The following is an 18,546-nucleotide window of genomic DNA, read 5'->3' as shown; positions in this document are numbered from 1 at the left end:
GTAACGGCTGCGAATATTCACTGGATATTCGGTCCATTACCCAACAAAGATACATGGCAGCAAGCTGCCCCATGGGGGCTCGACATGCCATCTGACCGCCAGGGATGGCGGGAATGCCAACATTGCAGGCGCTTTTGTTGGCCATTGCATGTCACGGTCGGTTTAGTGCTCCCCTTTATTCGCCTCCCATGCATAGAGGTCGTTAGCCTCTTATTGCCAAATCTTGTGTTGTTACCAAGAGTTACTTGTGTTTGTTGTCGACCAGTACCGCCAGCAGAATCACCGAGGCCTTGGCGATCATCTGATAGTAGGAGGATACATCCAGCAGGTTGAGGGCATTGTTCAGAAAGCCGATGATAAGCGCCCCGATCAGGGTGCCCATGATGGCGCCCTTGCCGCCGGCCAGGCTGGTGCCGCCCAGCACCACGGCGGCGATGGCATCCAGCTCGTAGGTGGTGCCGGCGGTCGGTTGAGCCGATGACAGACGGCTGGTGACGATGATGGCCGCCAGCGCCGACAGCATGCCGCAGATGGCATAAACGCCCATTTTGACCCGGGCGACGTTGATACCCGACAGCCGCGCCGCCGCTTCGTTACCGCCCACCGCATAGATATAGCGGCCGAAACGGGTATGGTTTAGCAGATACCAGGCGCCGAGAAAGGTCATGGCCATCAGCCACACCGGTACCGGAATGCCAAATACGTAGCCGGTGCCGAACCAGGCAAAGATATCACCCGCATCGGTAAAACCGGTGGAAATGGGGCGGCCATCGGTATAGACCATGGTGACGCCGCGCAGCAGGGTCATGGTGACCAGGGTGGCGATAAAGGCCTGTACCCGACCCTTGGCGACGATGATGCCGCTGACGCCACCCAGGACAAAACCGGCCAGCAGCACCGCCGGCAGCGTGATGAAAATGGACAGCTCCATCGACACCATGCTGGCGGCAAAGGCGCCGCACAGCGCCAGTACCGATCCCACGCTGAGGTCGATGCCGGCGGTGAGGATCACCAGGGTCATGCCCACGGCAATGATGGCGTTGACCGAGGTCTGGCGCAGTATGTTGAGCAGGTTGTCGACGGTGAAAAAATTGGGGCTCAGTGCAGAGACCACCGCGATCAGCACCAGCAGGGCAATCAGCGATTTCTGGGCAATCAACCATTCTTTGCTGAACCAGCGGCGGCTGTTTAGGGCGGGGGAGTTCATGCATCTTCCTCTTGTTGAGTCTGACCTACGGCGGCGGCCAGCAGTTGTTCCTGGGTCGCGGTGGTGGCGTTGAATTCACCGGCAATGCAGCCTTGGTGCATCACCAGGATACGGTCACTGATCCCCACTACTTCCGGCATATCGGACGACACCAGAATAATGGCCATGCCTTCCTGCTTGAAACGGTTGATCAGCTGATAGATTTCTTTCTTGGCACCCACGTCGACGCCGCGGGTAGGCTCGTCCAGGATCAATACCCGCGGGCGGGTCATCAGTCCCTTGGCGATGGCCACTTTCTGCTGGTTACCCCCCGACAGGTTGCCAATCAGCTGTTCCCGGCCCGGGGTGCGGATCTTGAACAGCGAAATAAATTCGTCCACGGCGCCGCGTTCGGCTCGGTGATCGAGCTGGGGGCCGCGGCTCATATCGGCCAGCGCCGACAGGCTCATGTTGACCTTGACCGACAGGTCCAGCACCAGCCCATCGCCCTTGCGGTCTTCCGAAATATAGGCGATACCGGCGGCCAGCCCCTGTTGCGGGCTGCTGGCTGCATAGGGTTTTCCCGCCAGCCAGACCCGACCTTCGGTGCGGGGCAGGGCACCGTACAGGGTCTTGACCAGTTCGGTGCGGCCGGCGCCCATCAGGCCGGAAAACCCCAGGATTTCGCCCTCGTGCAGGCTGAAGCTGACGCCGTTGACCCCGGCGCCGCTCAGGCCTTCGACCTTCAGCACTTCCGGCCCCTGGGGGACACGAACGCGCGGGTATTGCTCGTCCAGCTTGCGGCCGACCATCATCTCGATTAGCCGGTCTTCGTCGATGTCGCTGACCGCTTCTTCGCCGATCCACTTGCCATCGCGCAGTATGGTGACCCGGCCACACATCTCGAAGATTTCCTTCAGCCGGTGAGAGATATAGACGATGCCGCAACCATCGGCACGCAGCTCTTCGATCACCCGGAACAGGGCCCGGGTTTCGGTATCGGTCAGTGCATCGGTGGGCTCGTCCATGATGATGACATTGGCCTTGAACGACAGGGCCTTGGCGATTTCCACCATCTGCTGGGCGCCGATACTCAAATCACCGACCCGGGTTCTGGGAGACTGACGGATCTGCAACCGATCCAGCAGCAGCTGTGCGTCGGCGTAGAGCCGGGTCCAGTCGATTTTGCCGAAGGCGTTTACCGGCTCGCGGCCGAGAAATATGTTCTCGGCGATGGTCAGCTCGTCCAGCAGGTTCAGTTCCTGATGAATGATGCCAATGCCGGCCTGTTGCGAGTCGCGCGGACCCTTGAAGCGGCAGGGCTGACCACGATAACGGATCTCGCCGGCGTCCGCCTGATAGATGCCGGTCAACACCTTCATCATGGTGGACTTGCCGGCGCCATTCTCGCCCATCAGCGCCATGACCTGGCCCGGATACACGTTGAGTCCGGCTTGATCCAGGGCCCTGACGCCGGGAAAGGCCTTGTCGATGCCGGATAGAGACAGTATGGGTTCCATGCTCACCTCAGAAAGGAACGCCGCAGCGCAGTATGATATTGGCGTAAGGGGTGCATTCACCGGTGCGAACCACGGCGCTAGCCCCGGCATTTTGCTGCTTGAATGCCGCGTGGCTGATGTAGCTCACGTCAATGTCCCGGCCCTGGACGTCGGCGGCCTCGGCCAGCTGATTCAGCAATAGCCGGTGCAGATCGGGGCTGACGGTTTTTATTTCTTCCGCCAGTACCACGGACTCCAGCTGCAGTTCACTCAGCAGCGCCGTCAGCACCGGCCGCAAGCCGGGCAGCCCGGGGCTGATCGCCAGATCGATACGCTCGGGACCGGCGGGAATAGGCAGGCCCGCATCGGCCAGCACGATGTCGTCAGTATGGCCGACGCGGGCAACCAGCGCGGATAAATGACTGTTAAGCAAGGTGGTTTTCTTCACGGTATCGCCTTGATTTGGAGTTGAATGACTCCTAAATTAACCAGTAATGATGAGCGAAACGGTTACGCAATCGATTCGATGGCCAATTGTAGACAACAAATCCGGTTTTTGTGTGAGTGCAGCAGGGTAAGTGTGAGACAAGTCACAGAAACGGGCTCGTCAGACGGGATAGTCGGCGGCACCATGATTCGGGCTGTCGTTGACTGCACGAATTGATAAAATAGCCACATCTATCACATCGACTCTCGCCGCCCGGCCTGGTACAGGTATTTATTTTGCACCCTCATTTACTGAATTCCGAGCTTAGCCAGTTATTGGCGCCTATTCATGCCTTCCTGCAGTGTGAGACTCCCGATGAGTGGATAGCCGAAGCGCGCAAGCCGGAGAGGCTGTCCGTGTTGCTGGTGGATCATGCCAACTGCGAGATGAAGGCGGCGATGAGCGCCCACAGCCTGGTACGCCGTTATTGCCTGCCAAAAGAAAAACGCAAGTTATTGCCCAACTTGGACTTTTACAAGACGCTCGATGCCCTGCCGGAGAAAGGCGAAGTGCTGGGCAAACAGACCTTGTTGGATGAAAACCGGCGGGTGTTCGACGAGCTGGCCAAGAACGGTTTGCTGGTGAAAATGGTGCGCCTGATCCAGGAGGAATTGCACCATTTCGAGCAGGTGCTGGAAATCATGGCCACCAGAGACATCGAATACAGCATACTGTCGGCATCCGGCTACGCCCGTGGTCTGTTGCAGCACGTGCGCACCCATGAGCCGGCGGCCATCGTCGACCGGCTGATCATCGGTGCCTATATCGAGGCCCGCTCCTGCGAGCGTTTCGCCCGGTTGGCGCCCCACCTGGACGAGGAGCTGAGTCGTTTCTATGTGTCTCTGTTGCGCTCCGAGGCCCGTCATTATCAGGACTACCTGACCCTGGCCGCCGATTACAGTGGCCAGAATATCGATGAACGGGTTGCATTTTTCGGCGCCCGGGAGGCGGAGCTGATACAGGCGCCCGACGAGGAGCTGCGTTTTCACAGCGGTGTACCTGTCGGTAGCTGAGTAATACCGATCACATTCAACAAATGATCTATTTAATTTCTAGATCAATGTCGGAAAAAGGGTCCGCTCCGACGACCTGCTCAAGCATCTTCCTGTAGCGTGTCGAGAGAGGCGGCTCTGTTGCCTCTGGCGCCCTTTGTCCTAAGTGGACAAGGTGCTTCGGCTGCTATCAGCGCTTCGAGTTGCCGTGATGCCAGCGGTATTCGTTATGATAATTCTGCAGCAGGCGCAGGCCTTGTTCGCTCTGGGGGTTGGTCAGCACCTTGTGGGTGGGGCCGGCTTCCACGACATAACCTTCGTGCATCAGTATCACCTGATCGCTGATATGGCGTACTACACCCAGATCGTTGGCCACCAGCACATAAGACAAGCCCAGCCGGCTCTGCAGGCTGAGCAGCAGGTTGATGATCTGCGAGCGCACCGAAATATCCAGATTGGAGATGGCCTCATCGGCCACGATGATCTTGGGGGAAAGGATCAGCGCCCGGGCCAGCGCCACCCGTTGCTTTTGACCGGTGGAGATCATCTGCGGGTAGAAGTGATAGTGGTCCGGCAGCAGCCCCACCATGCGCAGGGTATCCAGCACCAGGGCATGTCGCTGCTCGGCATCCAGCTCGGTATTGAGGATGAGCGGGGTTTCCAGGATCTGGCCGATACGGCTGCGGGGGTTGAGCGAGGTATTGGGATCCTGAAAAATCATGCGTAACAGCTGGCAGCGTTTCTTGTCGTCGCCCGGTTCTATTTTGTCGCCATCGATGTAAATGCTGCCCTGAGAGGGAGGCATAACTCCGGCCAGCACCCGGGCCAGAGAGCTTTTTCCCGATCCGGAGTCGCCCATTACCGCCAGGGTCTGGCCCCGTTCCAGGGTAAAAGACAGCGGGTGGAAGGCGGCTTTGGTGGCCCTGCGAAACAGCCCGCTGTGGGACACGAATACCTTGCCGAGATTATCGACCTTGAGCAGTGGAACCTGACTCATTTGGACTTACCTTCTGGCATGTTGAGCGGAAAGTGGCAGTAATAGGTCTGTCCCTTGATCTTGGCCAGAGGAGGCGTTATCACGCATTGCTTCTGGGCTTTGGGACAGCGGGGACCCAGCCGGCAACCGATGGGCAGGCTTTGCAATGGTGGTATGACCCCCGGCAGTATGTTGAGCCGGGACTTGTGCGGCAGACTGCCGTCCAGATCCGGCATCATCTGCAGCAGGGCGGCGGTATAAGGGTGGCGCGGCCGGGTCAGGATCTGCTCCCGGGTGCCGGACTCCACCGCCTGGCCGCAATACATAACGGTAATGTTGTGGGTCAGTTGGGCAAAGGTGGTCAGATCGTTGCTGATCAGCAGTATGGTGGTGCCCGAGAGCTTGTTGACCCGTTCCAGCAGCCGCAGTATCTGGGCCTGATTGGAGGCTTCCATGGCATTGGTGGGTTCGTCTGCCACCAGCAGTTTGGGTTGGTTGGCGATGGCCATGGCGATCATCACCTTCTGGCAGACCCCCTCGGACAATTGGTAAGGGTAGGAATTCATCACGACTTTTGGCTCACGAATACCCACCCGGTGCAGTAGAGCGGTCGCCTGCTTGCGGCGCCAGTGCCAGCGCTGCCACCATTTGCCCTGAAAGCTGCGGGCGGGAATGGCCTCTTCCAGCTGGGCGCCGATGCGTTCGGACGGATCCAGGCAGCTGGACGGCTCCTGAAACACCATGGCGATATCTCGCCCCATGATGCGTCGCCGCTCCTTGTGAGACAGGCTGAGCAGATCGATATTGTCGAGATACATGCGATCGGCGGTGACCCGCCAGGTGTCCTTGGCGATGCCCACTATGGTCTCGGCCACCAGGCTCTTGCCGGAGCCTGACTCACCCACCAGACCGCGAATTTCACCGTCGGCCAGGGTCAGGCTGAGTTTGTCCACCGCCTTGACCAGCCCCTGGGGGGTTTCTATCTCTATGGTGAGATTACGGATATCCAGCAGTGGCATCAGTCCATTACCTCGTTAATCGCCTGGCGCAAGCCTTCTCCGACCATGTTGACCACCAGTACCGACAGCAGTATGGCCAGCCCCGGCAGGGTAACGGTCCAGGGAGCCAGATAAACCAGTTCCATGGCGTCCGACAGCATGGCGCCCCATTCGGGGCGGGGCGGTTGAGCGCCCAGGCCGAGAAAGCCCACGGCGGTAATATCCAGAATGGCGGAAGACAGACCGCGGGTCGTCTGACTGACGATGGTGTCGTTTAGGTTGGGCAAGACGCCAAACCGGAGTATACGCCAGCGGGTCCCCCCATCGAGGCGCAGGGCGGTAACGTATTCCTTCTGCATCTCGTCGGAGACGGCGTTATAGATGGCGCGGGTAAACTGCGGTATCAGTGCCAGGGTAATGGCGATAAGGGTATTGAACAGTCCGGGGCCCAGAATGGCGACGAAAATGATGGCCAGCAGCAGCGAGGGGATCGACAGTAATGTATCGAGGAAGTGATTGAGAATACTGGCCTTGAAGCCCTTGCTCATGCCCCCGACAATGCCGATGCAACCACCGGCCAGCAGCGCTATCAGTACCGCCAGTACGCCGTTGCCGAAGGTGAGGCGGGCACCGAACACCAGTCTTGACAGCATGTCGCGGCCCAGATCGTCGGTGCCGAGAAAAAAGTCGATATTGCCGTCGTCGGCCCAGGATGGCGGCATCAGCAGTGCCTGGCTGAACTGCTCGTAAGGGGCATAAGGCGCCAGCCAGGGGGCGAGCAAGGTCAGCAGCGACAGCAACACCAACCCCCAGAGACCAATCATGCCGAGGGTATTCTTGCGAAACAGCTCCCACGCCTGCTCGCGCGGCGATCGCACATGCAATTCCGGATAGATATTAGCCCTGCCTGGCATAAACGGCCCTCCTTCTGGCGGGATAAATCAGGGTGGAGAGCACCTCCACCGCGGAGCTGGCCACTATGGTAAAGGTGGCGATGGCCAGGGTGCCCCCCTTGATGGCGGCATAATCCTGCAGCGCGATACTGCTCACCAGCCAACGGCCGAGACCGGGCCAGTCGAACACAATCTCGGTCATCATGGCCGAAGTCAGCACGGTACCGAACTGCAACCCCAGGGTAGGGATGGCCATGGGAAAGGCGTTACGCAGGCCGTGGCGTAGTATGACCTGGGTTTCGCTCAGCCCCTTGGTCAGAGCGGCGCGAATATAGTTTTGCTTGAGCACTTCCAGCAGGGCGCTGCGAGTCTGGCGGATCACCTCCGTGGTCGGCACTATGGACAGCACCAGTGCCGGCAGTATCAGGTGACGGAGTGCGTCAAGAAAGGCCGGCCAGCGATAGCGACTGTCTGTCAGCAGCGTATCTATGGTCATAATACCGGTCACCTGGTCTACCTCGTACAAGAGACTGAGCTGACCCGATACCGGCAACCAGCCCAGATTGAGCGAGAAAAACATCACCAGCAACAAGCCTAACCAGAATACGGGTACCGAATAGCCGATAAGGGTACCGGTGAGGATCAGGGTGTCTTGCCAGCGGCCCTGGCGCAGGGCCGCCAGGGTACCTGTGGGTACCCCCACCAGCAACGAAATGGTAAAGGCGGCCAGGCACAGTTCCAGGGTGGCGGGAAAATACTGGCTGAGGGCCCCCAGCACCGGCAGGCCGGTGGCGCTGGAAATACCGAAGTCACCGGCCAGCAGTTGCTGCAGAAAGGCGAGGTAACCGGTAATGAGGTCGTTCTGGTCATCCTCCAGGAGCTTGAACTCCAGCACATACGCGGCCAGAGTCAGCATCAAGAGGGTAGTCAACAGCAGGCTGAGACGCCGCAGCAGATAACGCAGCATGATTACTCCTTGTAGGCCTGATGAAAGGCGACACTGCCATAGGGTAACAGGCGCAGTCCCTTGACCTGTTGACGATAGGCCTGTAGTCGCTGGCTGTGTACCAGTGGTATCACCGGCATGTCCTGATAGGCCAGCTGTTGCGCCAGCTGATAATGACCAATGCGGCTATCCAGCTGCGGCTCGGTCAGCGCCAGATCCAGTTGTTGTTCAAACAGAGGATGACACCAGCGACTGGCGTTGGTGCCGGCGGCAATGGCCTGGCAGCTGAGCAGGTTGCGCAGCATGTTATCCGGATCCGGGGTATCGGCCGACCAGCCGGTCAGCACCGCATCCTGGTGACCTTCCAGTAGCTCCCGGCGCAGAATTTGCTCTTCCAGGTTGAGCAGTTTCACCTTGATCCCCAGTTCGGCCAGCCGGCGCTGGATCAGTTGGCCGGTCTTGAGTCCGTCCGGGTTGTAGGTCCGGGCCCCGGAAGGCACCAGCAGGGTCATGTTAAAGCCGTCGCTCAGGTCGGCTTGCGCCAGCAGCCAGCGGGCCCGGACCTGATCCGGCAGCGGCATCAATAGATTGGGGTCATGGCCCCAGGACACTGGTGGCAGCAGTGACTCGGCAAGCGAGCCGATATCAAAATATACGGCCTGCAGAATATCCGTTCTGTTCAGCGCCAGACTCAATGCCTTGCGCACCCGGATATCGTTAAACGGCGGTTTCCGGGTATTGAGTGCCAGCACAGCCACATTCATGCCGGTGGCCTGGCTCAGTGCCAGTTCGGGATGCTGTTTGATCACCGACAGCTGACTGGTAGCCGGGTGAGCCATGACGTCACATTCGCCGGTCAGCAGCTTGGCCAGTCGCTTGGACGACTTGGGGGTAATATCAAATACCAGCTGAGCCAGCCGGGCGCTGCCGCGCCAGTAGCTGGGGTGGCGATGATAGCGGATAAACTCGTCGGGCCGGTACAGGTTGAGCAGAAAGGGCCCGGTACCGACCGGTTGCTGATCGAGCCGTTGCGGCTGGCCTGCCGCCAGTAACCGGGCTCCGTATTCCGCCGACAGTATCACCGCATAATCGGTGGCCAGATTAGTCAGAAAAGAGGCATTGGAGCGGGTAAGCACAAACTCCACCTGGTGCTCGTTCAGCGCACGTACCTCGCTGACCAGCTCCTGCCAGCCGATGCTGTCGAAAAACGGGTAGCGACCGCCGCTTACCGCATGATAAGGGTGTTGTGGGTCGATAAGCCGGGCAAAGGTGAACACCACATCTTCCGCGGTCAGAGGACGGCTTGGGCTGAACCAGTCGGTATTGTGAAAAGTCACGCCGGGGCGCAGGGTAAAACGATAACGCAGGCCGTCGTCGCTGCGTTCCCACTCGGTGGCAAGCGCCGGTATCGGTTGCTGGCTGTCCGGGTCGATATCCAGCAGCCGGTCGTAGAGCTGATGGGCGGTGGCGTCCAGGGTTTCGGTGGAGGTGACCAGTTGCGGATTAAAGGTGAGCGGCGTCCCTTCTATACAATAGAGCAGACTTTCCTGTGCCAGTTGTCGGTTGCCGCCGTCACATCCTGTCAGTAGCAGGGTAGTCAGCAGGCTCCAGAGCCATAAACGCATGCTTAATCCTTGAGGTCTTCCTGCCCGCCGATTGGAAGCAGGGAGGCATATTTACGCAGCAAGCCACGCAGCTGATGATAACTCAGGCCCAGCAGTTCGGCCGCCTGACGCTGATTATAACGGGCCTGCTCCAGGGCGAGCCCGAGCAGCCGGGTTTCTTCCCGGGCCAGGTGTGCCTTGAAATCGAGTGGCAGCCTGGTATCGGTACTGCTCCGGGTATTCGTTACCGGGCGCCAGGGCGAGGCGAAGGGATCCAGATACAGCTCGCTCAGTGCCACTTCCGGCCGGCCATGATGATAGAGGCTGCGCTCAATCACGTTTTTGAGTTCCCGCACATTACCCGGCCAGGGGTGGGTCAGCAGTTGCCGACGGACTACCGGGCTGAAACCGGCAAACAGCGGCCAGCCCAGCTCCATGCACAACGCAACGGCAAAATGCTCGGCCAGGCGCACAATGTCGTCATCCCGGGCCCGCAGGGGCGGCAATGTAACCACATCGAAGGCCAGTCTATCAAGCAGATCGGCCCTGAAATCCCCTTTTTGGGCCAATCCCGGCAGATCCTGGTTGCTGGCGCAGACCAGTCGTACGTCGACCCGGATCGGCTGGCTGCCGCCGACCCGCTCGAATTCACCGTATTCGATAACCCTCAGCAGCTTTTCCTGCACCCGGGGGCTGGTGCTGGCCAGCTCGTCGAGAAACAGGGTGCCGCCGTCGGCGCGTTCGAAGCGGCCCTGATGGCGTTTCTGTGCGCCGGTAAAGGCGCCGGCCTCGTGGCCGAACAGCTCGCTTTCCAGCAGGGTTTCGGCGAGGGTGGCGCAGTTGAGGGAAATAAAGGGTTGCTGCCAGCGGGGCGACAGATAATGCAGCCGGTGGGCGATCAACTCCTTGCCGGTGCCGCGCTCGCCTACCACCAGTATCGGTTTGTTCAGCGGCGCCAGCAGAGAAACCTGCTCCAGTATCGATAGCAGGGCATTGGACTGACCGATTAGCTCATTGTCTGTCATGACACACCAGGGTGGCGAAATTTGCTAGATAATAGTCTTATTAACCGAGGTCGGCCAATGTCTCCGTACAGCCAGATGATTGTTTTTATCTATATTTCAAATGATTAGTGGTTTCTATCAGCTTGGCATATAACTTGTATTGTGTAGGTAAGTGGAGCGCGTAGCGAGACTGCGGCCCTCTTACCCTGTATCGAGGAGACAGTACCATGAGCATATTTTCCCGACTGGCGGACATCATCAACGCCAACCTCAACTCCCTGCTGGACAAGGCCGAGGATCCGCCCAAGATGGTACGGCTCATCATCCAGGAAATGGAAGACGAGCTGGTGCGTGAGCGTTCCAATCTGGCCCGCTTTCTGGCCGAGAAGAAAGACGTGCTGCGTCAGATTGAACGCCACCGGGAGCGGGTGGCCGAGTGGCAGGGCAAGGCCGAGCTGGCGCTGAGCCGCGAGCGTGACGATCTGGCTCGGGCCGCCCTGCTGGAAAAAAACAAGCAGAGCAAGCTGCTCAAGGCCCTGGAGCATGAACACGAGGCGGTGACAGAAGGTATCAACAAGCTGTCGGAGGCCATCGGCGCCCTGGAAGCCAAGCTGGTCGACGCCCGTTCACGCCAGCAGGCGATGCAGTTACGCGAACGCAGTGCCCAGAGCCGCATCAAGGTGCAGGAGCGGGTACGCCACAGTGAAACTGCCTCGTCGGTCGACAAGTTCGATCGTATGGAGCGTAAAATAGACGAGCTGGAAGCGCGGGCAGACTTGTACAGCCAGAGCAAGGGGCTGGAGCAGTCTTTTGCCGAGCTGGAGGTGGATGACGCCATCAATCGTGAGCTGGACAAGCTGAAAGCCAAAATGAACAAGAGTGAGGAGCACTGATGTCGGAGTTGGCCTGGGCCCTGGTGGCCCCCCTGAATATCTTTCTGTTTCTGGTGGTGCCTATCTGGCTGGTACTGCATTATCGCAGCAAGCGCCGGCTCGATGAAGGACTGGGCGAAACCGCCCGTCAACGCCTGGAGCAGAGCCTGAATCAAACCGAACAACTGGCCGAGCGGGTCACCACCCTGGAGCGGCTGCTGGATCAGGAGGTTCCCGGATGGCGTCAACCTTGATAAATCTGTATCGCGACAAGCGCAACGGCAAACTCGGCGGCGTCTGTGCCGGCATTGCCCGCAAGGCAGAGGTCGAGCCCTGGCTGGTACGGGTGCTGGCGCTCACCGGGCTGGTGTTTGCCAGTTTTCTGACCTTTGTGCTTTATATTGCCGCCTGGCTGCTGCTGGAAGACAGGCCGGCGGTGGAAGAGGCGGAGCAGTCTCATGTCAAAACCGCCGGCTGGCAGTCTGGCTTGTCGCCGCAAGAGGCGCTGACTCGTCTGGACAGTCGGTTGCAGCAGCTGAATGGACGGGTGGCAAAAATGGAACAACTGCTGACTTCGCGGGAATTTCGATTGCGACGGGAATTCAATGATCTGAGTAAAAACAAATGAGCAAGGCTCCGCTGGATCAGTGGCGTAATTTTCAATGGCGCAACAGGGCCGGAGCCTGGGTGCAGCGGGGGCTGGATCAACGGCTGCGGCTGGCGGTGACGGGGCTGAGCCGCAGCGGCAAGACCGCCTTTATCACCAGCCTGGTTAACCAGCTGGAACACGCCGGGCTCGATGCCCGGCTTCCGCATTGGTCCCCGGCGGCGGAGGGGCGGCTGCTTGGCATTCAGCGGGTACCCAGCCGACATCATCATGTACCGGCCTTCGGTTACGAGGCGGCGCTGAATCAGTTGTCGGCGACGCCACCCTGCTGGCCCGAGCCGACCCGGGGAATCAGCGAAATCACCCTCGCCATCCGCTACCGGCCCAAAAACCGGCTCAAGCGCAAGCTGCAGGACACCGCCACCCTGTACCTGGAAATTGTCGATTATCCCGGCGAATGGCTGCTGGACCTGCCGTTGCTGGGCATGAGCTATGCCCAGTGGAGCGATCAGCAGCGCCAGTTGCTGCAGACCCCGGCGCTGGGCGGGCGGGCCACGCCCTGGGTGCAAGCCGGATCCTTACTTGCTGCCGGCAGCCCTGCCGACGATGCCAGGCTGGCGCCGCTGGCGGCGGCCTATACCCAGTGGCTACACGACATCAAGCGCGAGTGCGGTGCCTATCTGGTGCAACCGGGCCGCTTCGTTCTGCCGGGCGAATACCGGGATGCCCCCATGCTGCAGTTTGTACCCTGGGTATGGGGTGAGGTGCCGAACGGGCTGAATGACAGCCAGCATTACGGCATGATGGCGGCACGCTTCGAGCATTACAAAAAGCACCTGGTGCAGGGTTTTTACAAGAATTTCTTCGCCGGCTTCGACCGTCAGATAGTACTGGTGGACTGTCTGACGCCACTCAACCGCGGCCCCGACAGCTTTGCCGACCTGCGCCGGGCGCTGAACGCCATACTGCAGAGTTTCGAGTACGGCAAAAGCGGCTGGTGGCAGCGGTTGTTTTCTCCACGCATCGACAAGCTGCTGTTTGCCGCCACCAAGGCCGATCATCTGACGCCGGATCAGCACGGTCGACTGGCTACCCTGCTCGGCACTCTGGTGCGGGGCGGCCATCGGCATGCCCGCTTGTCCGGCATCGATATCCACACCCTGGCGCTGGCGGCCATTCGCGCTACCAGCAGTGGGCAGGTCTGCCACAAAGGCGAGGCCATACCGGCGCTGCAGGGCCGGCGACTGGATAACCTGGAAGCGGTGGCCCTGTATCCGGGAGAGGTTCCCGAGTCGTTACCCGAAACGGCTTTCTGGCAGCGGCAGGGATTCGATTTTACCGAGTTCGCCCCGCCCGAATGGCAGCCGGAACAACCGCTGCCCCATTTGCGCCTGGATCAGGCGCTGGCTTTCCTGTTGGGAGACAAATTATTGTGAGTTTAAAAGGCAAGGTGATCCTGGATCAACCGCTGAAGCCATCGCAGCAGCCACCGGAACCCGCCCCGCTGCGGCCCGGCCAGCAACTGGAGCAGGACGATTTTATCGCCCTGGACGAGACCCCGGAGCCGATGCCTGCCGAAAGCCTGCGGCCCGGTCGTCGGCACTGGCTGTGGTGGAGCGGTATCGGCTTGTTGCTGACCTTATTGCTGGTGCATTCCGCCCTCGGTTTGTGGCAGACCTGGCAGGACAACCGTTTGCTCGGCATGGCCTGGAGTCTGACCATCATACTGCTGGCGCTGGCGGCCCTGGGCCGCTTGTGGCGAGAGTTACGGTTGCTACGCACCCTGGATCGGGTGTCGCGTCAGCAGGCCCGCGCCGAACTGTTGCTGGCGGAGCAGGGCAGCGGTCAGGCCCGGTCATTCTGCGAACAACTGGCCGCGGGCAGCGGCCTGGATAGCTCCGATGCCTATCAGGACTGGCAGCAGGGTCTGACCGATCAGGAGCAGGACGCCGAAGTGCTTACACTTTACAGCCGGCAGGTGCTGAGCGTGCAGGATCGGCAGGCCCGGGCCCGGGTGCTTAAATGGTCTGGCGAGGCGGCGGTGATGGTGGCGGCCAGCCCTCTGGCGGCGGTAGACATGCTGCTGGTGTTGTGGCGCAACCTGAAGATGATTGAAGACATCAGCCAGTGTTACGGCATCCGTCTGGGCGGACTGAGCCGACTGCGACTGATCCGTCAGGTGCTGCATCACATGCTGTATGTCGGGGTATCGGAAGCGGCCATCGACGCCGGTATGGACTTGCTGGGTCTGGAGCTGGCCGGGCGCTTGTCGGCCCGGGCCGGGCAGGGTGTGGGAGCCGGTTTGCTCACCGCTCGCCTCGGGCTGCAGACCATGAGCCTGTGCCGGCCCGTGCCCTGGCAGGGAGACGAGAAAAAACAGCTGGGCGGCATTCGCCGTGCGCTGGTCGACAAGGTAGCCCGCTTGATGACCAGCAGTGGACAATAAGGCGGTATTCATTCAGTTATGCGACAAAGATTACACCCGATACGAGCCCTGTGGTCCTCCTATGGTAGGATCCGGGGTCTGTTGACTCTCCATCTCTCCTCAGAAAACAGCACGGTAGACACGACTATGAACTTTAAAGAATTTCATGCCTCACTCAGCCAGCCGACACCGCCGCAGGGGCTGTCTGCGGCCCTCACCGCCTTGTGGCTGGAAGCCAATGATCAGTGGGAGGCCGCGCATGATCAGGTACGTGACAACAGCGACCAGCCCTCTGCCTGGGTTCACGCCTACCTGCATCATGTGGAAGGCGTACTCTGGAATGCCGACTACTGGTATGGACGCGCAAGGAAGCAGCGGCCCGGCTGCACTACCCGGGAAGAATGGCAGCAGATAGCCCAGTCGCTGCTAGATTAAGAACGCTTCATATCGATCCCGTTCAACAAATGATCTATTGCATTTCAATATAAAAATCGGACCAAGGGCCCGCTCCGCCGACGCGCTGCAGGCGAATGACACTCACCGCTGCGAACATCCAGTGAATGTTCTCAGTAGGCTGCAACGGTGAGTGTCATTTACCAGTGGCGTGTCGTGGGAGGCGGCTGTGTTGCCTCTGGTCTGAGGGCTCAATCTGATCAGATACTCAATGTCATTGATATGGCAGGAGCAGCAGTAACGCCGACGAAAGTCGGTATTTTTGGTGACGATTTGGAATCAATGGGGTATTTCAGAGGAAATTAGCCTGGAGGCTGGGGGCGGTATTGCAGTCTGGAAACTGGGGTGACCGACGGGGCTCGAACCCGCGACAACCGGAATCACAATCCGGGACTCTACCAACTGAGCTACGGTCACCAAAGATGGCGCGCCCTGCAGGACTCGAACCTGCGACCACCCGCTTAGAAGGCGGGTGCTCTATCCAGCTGAGCTAAGGGCGCTTTTCAGACGTTACACTGCAGCAAGGCTGCGGCGTAACGGGGCGGGATGATACCTATTTGCCTTGCGGCGGTCAACGGCTTTATCCGACAGGGCTTACCGAGCGAAAGCCGCTGGCGCTTGCTTATCAAAGCCGGGAAAAGATGCGACAATTGCCGCAGGTTTATAAAGGTGAGAATCAACGCAGATGTCAGCTCAAATAATCGATGGAAAAGCGATTGCACAGGCGGTACGCAGCCAGGTAGCCGAACGAGTGGCCGAACGAATCCGTGCAGGCAAACGCGCGCCGGGTCTGGCGGTGATACTGGTCGGTGCCAATCCGGCTTCCCAGGTCTATGTCGGCAGCAAGCGCCGGGCCTGCGAAGAGGTCGGGTTTATTTCCAAGTCTTACGATTTACCCAAGGAAACCACAGAGCAGCAACTGCTGGAACTGATTGATGAGCTGAACCAGGATGCCACCATAGACGGCATTCTGGTGCAACTGCCGCTGCCGGCGCATATCGACAGCACCCCGGTGATAGAGCACATTCATCCGCACAAAGATGTGGACGGCTTTCATCCCTATAATATCGGTCGCCTGGCTCAACGCATTCCGGCGCTGCGGCCCTGTACCCCCAAGGGCATCATTACCCTGCTGGAGCGTAGTCATATCAAGACCCATGGCCTCAATGCCGTGGTGGTGGGCGCGTCCAATATCGTCGGTCGTCCCATGACGCTGGAGCTGCTGCTGGCCGGTTGCACCACCACCACCTGCCACCGCTTCACCGAAGATCTCAAGGCGCAGGTGGAAAGGGCCGATCTGCTGGTGGTGGCGGTGGGCAAGCCGCACTTTATTCCTGGTGACTGGATCAAACCCGGTGCCGTGGTGATCGATGTGGGCATCAACCGGCTGGACGATGGCCGTCTGGTGGGGGATGTGGAATATACGGTGGCCGCCGAACGGGCTTCCTATATTACTCCCGTGCCCGGCGGCGTGGGTCCGATGACGGTGGCCTCCCTGATTGAAAACACCTTGATCGCCTGCGAGCGTTATCACGATCAGTAAACACCATTAATAAAACAGTCAGTAAGGACAGCCGATGCAGTGGCCCGACAAGGATGTGCTCTACACGGTAATTTTCGGCACGGAAACCCCGGCGGGTCGCCGTTTCGATATTGCCCTTATCGTCACCATACTGCTGTCCATCACCGTCTTGCTGCTGGACTCGATAAGTTCGGTTCGGGAGCAATACGGCACCATGCTGTATGGGCTGGAATGGGCCTTTACGCTGGCCTTTACCATTGAATACGGCGTACGGGTCTATTGCTCCCAGAACCGGCTCGCCTACGTCAGAAGTTTTTACGGCATTATCGACTTGCTGGCGGTGATGCCGAGCTATCTGGCTATTTTTCTTCCCGGCGCCAGTTTCCTGATGATCATCCGTTTGTTGCGGGTATTGCGTATTTTCCGCATTCTCAAGCTGATGCGTTATGTCAACGAAGCCAATGTGTTGTTGCGCTCCCTCAATCAGAGCCGGCGCAAGATACTGGTGTTCTTCAGCAGCCTCTTTATCCTGGTGACCCTGTTCGGCTCGCTGCTTTACGTGGTGGAAGGGCCGGAAAACGGTTTTACCAGTATCCCCATCAGTATTTACTGGGCCATTGTCACCATCACCACCGTCGGTTTTGGCGACATCACCCCGCAAACCCCCCTGGGTCAGGCCATTGCCGCCGTCACCATGCTGATGGGCTACGCCATTATTGCGGTTCCCACCGGTATTCTCAGTGCCGAGCTGGGGCGGGAAATGCGGCGGGAATACGAACATCGCCACTGTCCCCAGTGTGACAAAGGCGGACACGACAGGGATGCCGGTTATTGCAAATATTGCGGGGGAGAAATGGAGCCACCGCAGGAGTAATAGCTATCCGATTACAAAAAGGATCCATTTCATTTCTGTATAAGGTCGGACAAAGGAAGCTGCTCCCTCGACTCGCAGCGTGTCGAGGGGGGCGGCTGTGTTGCCGCTGGAGTCTGGGCTACAAAGGCCTCGTCATGAATAAAGGGAGCCGAGGCTCCCTTTATTCATGACGCTGTGTCGACAGATTACTCTTCGGTGTCTTCCATCAGCGCATCCAGCTTGCGATCGGCTTCGGCGGCGGCGTCATCCATGGCTTGTTCCATCTCTGCTGCCTGTTCGCTGGCGGCATCTTTGACGTTTTTGGCGGCTTCATCCAGCTGCTCGCCCATTTTTTCCATGGTGCCCTGTTCTTCAATACCCAGAGCTTCTTGTGCTTCGTCAGCTGTTTCCTGACTCTGCTCCTGTACGTTTTCGATGGCTTCATCCATCTTTTCACCCGCTTGTTCTGCGTCTCCCTTGTTATCACAGGCAGCCAGGCCAAAGGTGGCAACAGAAGTCAGTAATAATATGTTAAGCCATGATTTCTTCATTTTCTGCTCCTCGCTGGGGATAGTTTTCGGCCGGTGGCCGCTGTTGTGTTTTACCTTACTAGTAATAGCGCAGACGGTGATGAAACAACAGGTGGTCAAGGATTTAAAAATTCAGGATTATTTAAAAATAACCATGAAAATCAATTGGTAATGACAGCTTGCGAACCAGAATGACGTAAACGGAGCGGGGAGGGCAGCGCCAGATATGACGGGGGCTGTCATCTGACGCCTAAAAAAGAGGCTATGTGGTGGGATTCGGGCCGCAGCGAACCAGACGGGTCCTGCTGCGGCGCGGAGGTTATGGCTGTTCCAGGGTGTTTTCCAGAATTTCGTCCAGCCGCTCCTGGGCTTCCTGGGAAGCCTCTTCCGCCGCATGCTGCAGCTGTTCTTTCTGCTGTTCAATCACTTCAGGTTCGGGCGCACTGGTGGGCGCCACGGTTTCATACTGTTGGGGTGCCGAGGATGAGACGGCGTTATCCAGCACCTGATCGATGTTGTCGCCAATATCACGCGCCGGCCCTTCAGGCTCACAGCCGGTCATGCCTAGCAGAGCGGTCAGTAAAACGGCGGGAATAAATATACGCATGGCAAGGCTCCTTGAAAGGGTCGATGTTGGCCGTTAAATAGCCGGTCAAAAAAACAGGGCGCCAATGATGGCGCCCATGATGATTTTTTCAA

General features: G+C 59.0%; 20 protein-coding genes and 2 tRNA genes. 9 read left to right on the top strand and 13 right to left on the bottom strand.

The features are described from left to right. Positions 1–241: 241 nt before the first annotated feature. The 3 genes from rbsC to rbsD are packed head-to-tail and all read right to left on the bottom strand — an operon-like array spanning position 242 to position 3,133. Complete coding sequence (gene rbsC / locus ACLEIV_RS13630) at positions 242–1,207, bottom strand: ribose ABC transporter permease (protein WP_410457184.1); 966 nt, start codon at positions 1,205–1,207, stop codon at positions 242–244. Continuing rightward, positions 1,204–2,706 carry a ribose ABC transporter ATP-binding protein RbsA gene (gene rbsA, locus ACLEIV_RS13625; protein ID WP_410457183.1) on the bottom strand — a complete coding sequence of 501 codons (1,503 nt, stop codon included), beginning with the start codon at positions 2,704–2,706 and terminating at the stop codon, positions 1,204–1,206. The genes rbsC and rbsA overlap by 4 nt, the downstream gene beginning before the upstream one ends. 7 nt (positions 2,707–2,713) lie before the next feature. After that, entirely contained in the window at positions 2,714–3,133 is a 420-nt protein-coding gene (gene rbsD, locus ACLEIV_RS13620; protein ID WP_410457182.1) for a D-ribose pyranase, read from the bottom strand. A 275-nt stretch (positions 3,134–3,408) separates the two neighbouring features. On the opposite strand from rbsD, the gene miaE reads away from it, so the two are divergent. Further along, complete coding sequence (miaE, locus tag ACLEIV_RS13615; RefSeq protein WP_410457181.1) at positions 3,409–4,185, top strand: tRNA isopentenyl-2-thiomethyl-A-37 hydroxylase MiaE; 777 nt, start codon at positions 3,409–3,411, stop codon at positions 4,183–4,185. Positions 4,186–4,354: 169 nt separating this feature from the next. Here the strand turns inward: miaE and ACLEIV_RS13610 are convergent, their stop codons facing one another. From ACLEIV_RS13610 to pspF, 6 genes are read right to left on the bottom strand one after another with little or no spacing between them, the layout of a single operon-like run. After that, a complete protein-coding gene (locus tag ACLEIV_RS13610) occupies positions 4,355–5,161 on the bottom strand; it encodes a peptide ABC transporter ATP-binding protein (protein WP_410457180.1) in 807 nt (268 codons plus the stop codon). After that, complete coding sequence (locus ACLEIV_RS13605; protein ID WP_410457179.1) at positions 5,158–6,159, bottom strand: peptide ABC transporter ATP-binding protein; 1,002 nt, start codon at positions 6,157–6,159, stop codon at positions 5,158–5,160. The genes ACLEIV_RS13610 and ACLEIV_RS13605 overlap by 4 nt, the downstream gene beginning before the upstream one ends. Further along, positions 6,159–7,052, bottom strand: a complete 894-nt coding sequence (locus ACLEIV_RS13600) for an ABC transporter permease subunit (protein WP_410457178.1) — start codon at positions 7,050–7,052, stop codon at positions 6,159–6,161. Before ACLEIV_RS13600 ends, ACLEIV_RS13605 begins: the two co-directional genes overlap by 1 nt. After that, entirely contained in the window at positions 7,036–7,998 is a 963-nt protein-coding gene (locus ACLEIV_RS13595) for an ABC transporter permease (RefSeq protein ID WP_410457177.1), read from the bottom strand. The genes ACLEIV_RS13600 and ACLEIV_RS13595 overlap by 17 nt, the downstream gene beginning before the upstream one ends. A gap of 2 nt (positions 7,999–8,000) precedes the next feature. After that, positions 8,001–9,602, bottom strand: coding sequence for an ABC transporter substrate-binding protein SapA (gene sapA / locus ACLEIV_RS13590; protein WP_410457176.1), 1,602 nt, complete (start codon positions 9,600–9,602; stop codon positions 8,001–8,003). Positions 9,603–9,604: 2 nt separating this feature from the next. Further along, positions 9,605–10,606, bottom strand: coding sequence for a phage shock protein operon transcriptional activator (gene pspF, locus ACLEIV_RS13585; RefSeq protein WP_410457175.1), 1,002 nt, complete (start codon positions 10,604–10,606; stop codon positions 9,605–9,607). Positions 10,607–10,812: 206 nt separating this feature from the next. On the opposite strand from pspF, the gene pspA reads away from it, so the two are divergent. From pspA to ACLEIV_RS13555, 6 genes are all read left to right on the top strand, one after another. Beyond that, positions 10,813–11,478, top strand: a complete 666-nt coding sequence (gene pspA, locus ACLEIV_RS13580; RefSeq protein WP_410457174.1) for a phage shock protein PspA — start codon at positions 10,813–10,815, stop codon at positions 11,476–11,478. After that, entirely contained in the window at positions 11,478–11,711 is a 234-nt protein-coding gene (gene pspB, locus ACLEIV_RS13575; RefSeq protein ID WP_410457173.1) for an envelope stress response membrane protein PspB, read from the top strand. Before pspA ends, pspB begins: the two co-directional genes overlap by 1 nt. Next, on the top strand, positions 11,696–12,085 hold the full coding sequence (gene pspC, locus ACLEIV_RS13570) for an envelope stress response membrane protein PspC (protein WP_410457172.1): 390 nt from the start codon (positions 11,696–11,698) through the stop codon (positions 12,083–12,085). The genes pspB and pspC overlap by 16 nt, the downstream gene beginning before the upstream one ends. After that, entirely contained in the window at positions 12,082–13,500 is a 1,419-nt protein-coding gene (locus ACLEIV_RS13565; RefSeq protein ID WP_410457171.1) for a YcjX family GTP-binding protein, read from the top strand. Before pspC ends, ACLEIV_RS13565 begins: the two co-directional genes overlap by 4 nt. Then, positions 13,497–14,510, top strand: a complete 1,014-nt coding sequence (locus ACLEIV_RS13560) for a YcjF family protein (RefSeq protein WP_410457170.1) — start codon at positions 13,497–13,499, stop codon at positions 14,508–14,510. The genes ACLEIV_RS13565 and ACLEIV_RS13560 overlap by 4 nt, the downstream gene beginning before the upstream one ends. A gap of 126 nt (positions 14,511–14,636) precedes the next feature. Next, entirely contained in the window at positions 14,637–14,924 is a 288-nt protein-coding gene (locus ACLEIV_RS13555) for a hypothetical protein (protein ID WP_410457169.1), read from the top strand. A 359-nt stretch (positions 14,925–15,283) separates the two neighbouring features. On the opposite strand, the gene ACLEIV_RS13550 is transcribed toward ACLEIV_RS13555, so the two are convergent. Beyond that, a tRNA-His gene (locus tag ACLEIV_RS13550) sits at positions 15,284–15,359 on the bottom strand. Positions 15,360–15,365: 6 nt separating this feature from the next. After that, positions 15,366–15,442: transfer RNA gene (locus ACLEIV_RS13545), tRNA-Arg, on the bottom strand. Between the two features lie 185 nt (positions 15,443–15,627). On the opposite strand from ACLEIV_RS13545, the gene folD reads away from it, so the two are divergent. Further along, positions 15,628–16,485, top strand: a complete 858-nt coding sequence (gene folD, locus ACLEIV_RS13540; protein ID WP_410457168.1) for a bifunctional methylenetetrahydrofolate dehydrogenase/methenyltetrahydrofolate cyclohydrolase FolD — start codon at positions 15,628–15,630, stop codon at positions 16,483–16,485. Between the two features lie 34 nt (positions 16,486–16,519). Further along, on the top strand, positions 16,520–17,338 hold the full coding sequence (locus ACLEIV_RS13535; protein WP_410457167.1) for an ion transporter: 819 nt from the start codon (positions 16,520–16,522) through the stop codon (positions 17,336–17,338). A 185-nt stretch (positions 17,339–17,523) separates the two neighbouring features. Here ACLEIV_RS13535 and ACLEIV_RS13530 read toward each other — a convergent pair whose 3' ends face one another. Beyond that, the gene (locus ACLEIV_RS13530) at positions 17,524–17,868 is read right to left on the bottom strand and encodes a hypothetical protein (protein ID WP_410457166.1); all 345 of its coding nucleotides are present in this window, start codon (positions 17,866–17,868) and stop codon (positions 17,524–17,526) included. A gap of 298 nt (positions 17,869–18,166) precedes the next feature. Then, complete coding sequence (locus ACLEIV_RS13525; protein ID WP_410457165.1) at positions 18,167–18,454, bottom strand: hypothetical protein; 288 nt, start codon at positions 18,452–18,454, stop codon at positions 18,167–18,169. Positions 18,455–18,546 lie beyond the last annotated feature (92 nt).

This window comes from Oceanisphaera submarina, assembly GCF_046521305.1.
Taxonomy (GTDB): Bacteria; Pseudomonadota; Gammaproteobacteria; order Enterobacterales; family Aeromonadaceae; genus Oceanimonas; species Oceanimonas submarina.
The sequence above is the reverse complement of the archived record's forward strand: the minus strand, read 5'-3'. Positions and strand labels throughout refer to the sequence as shown.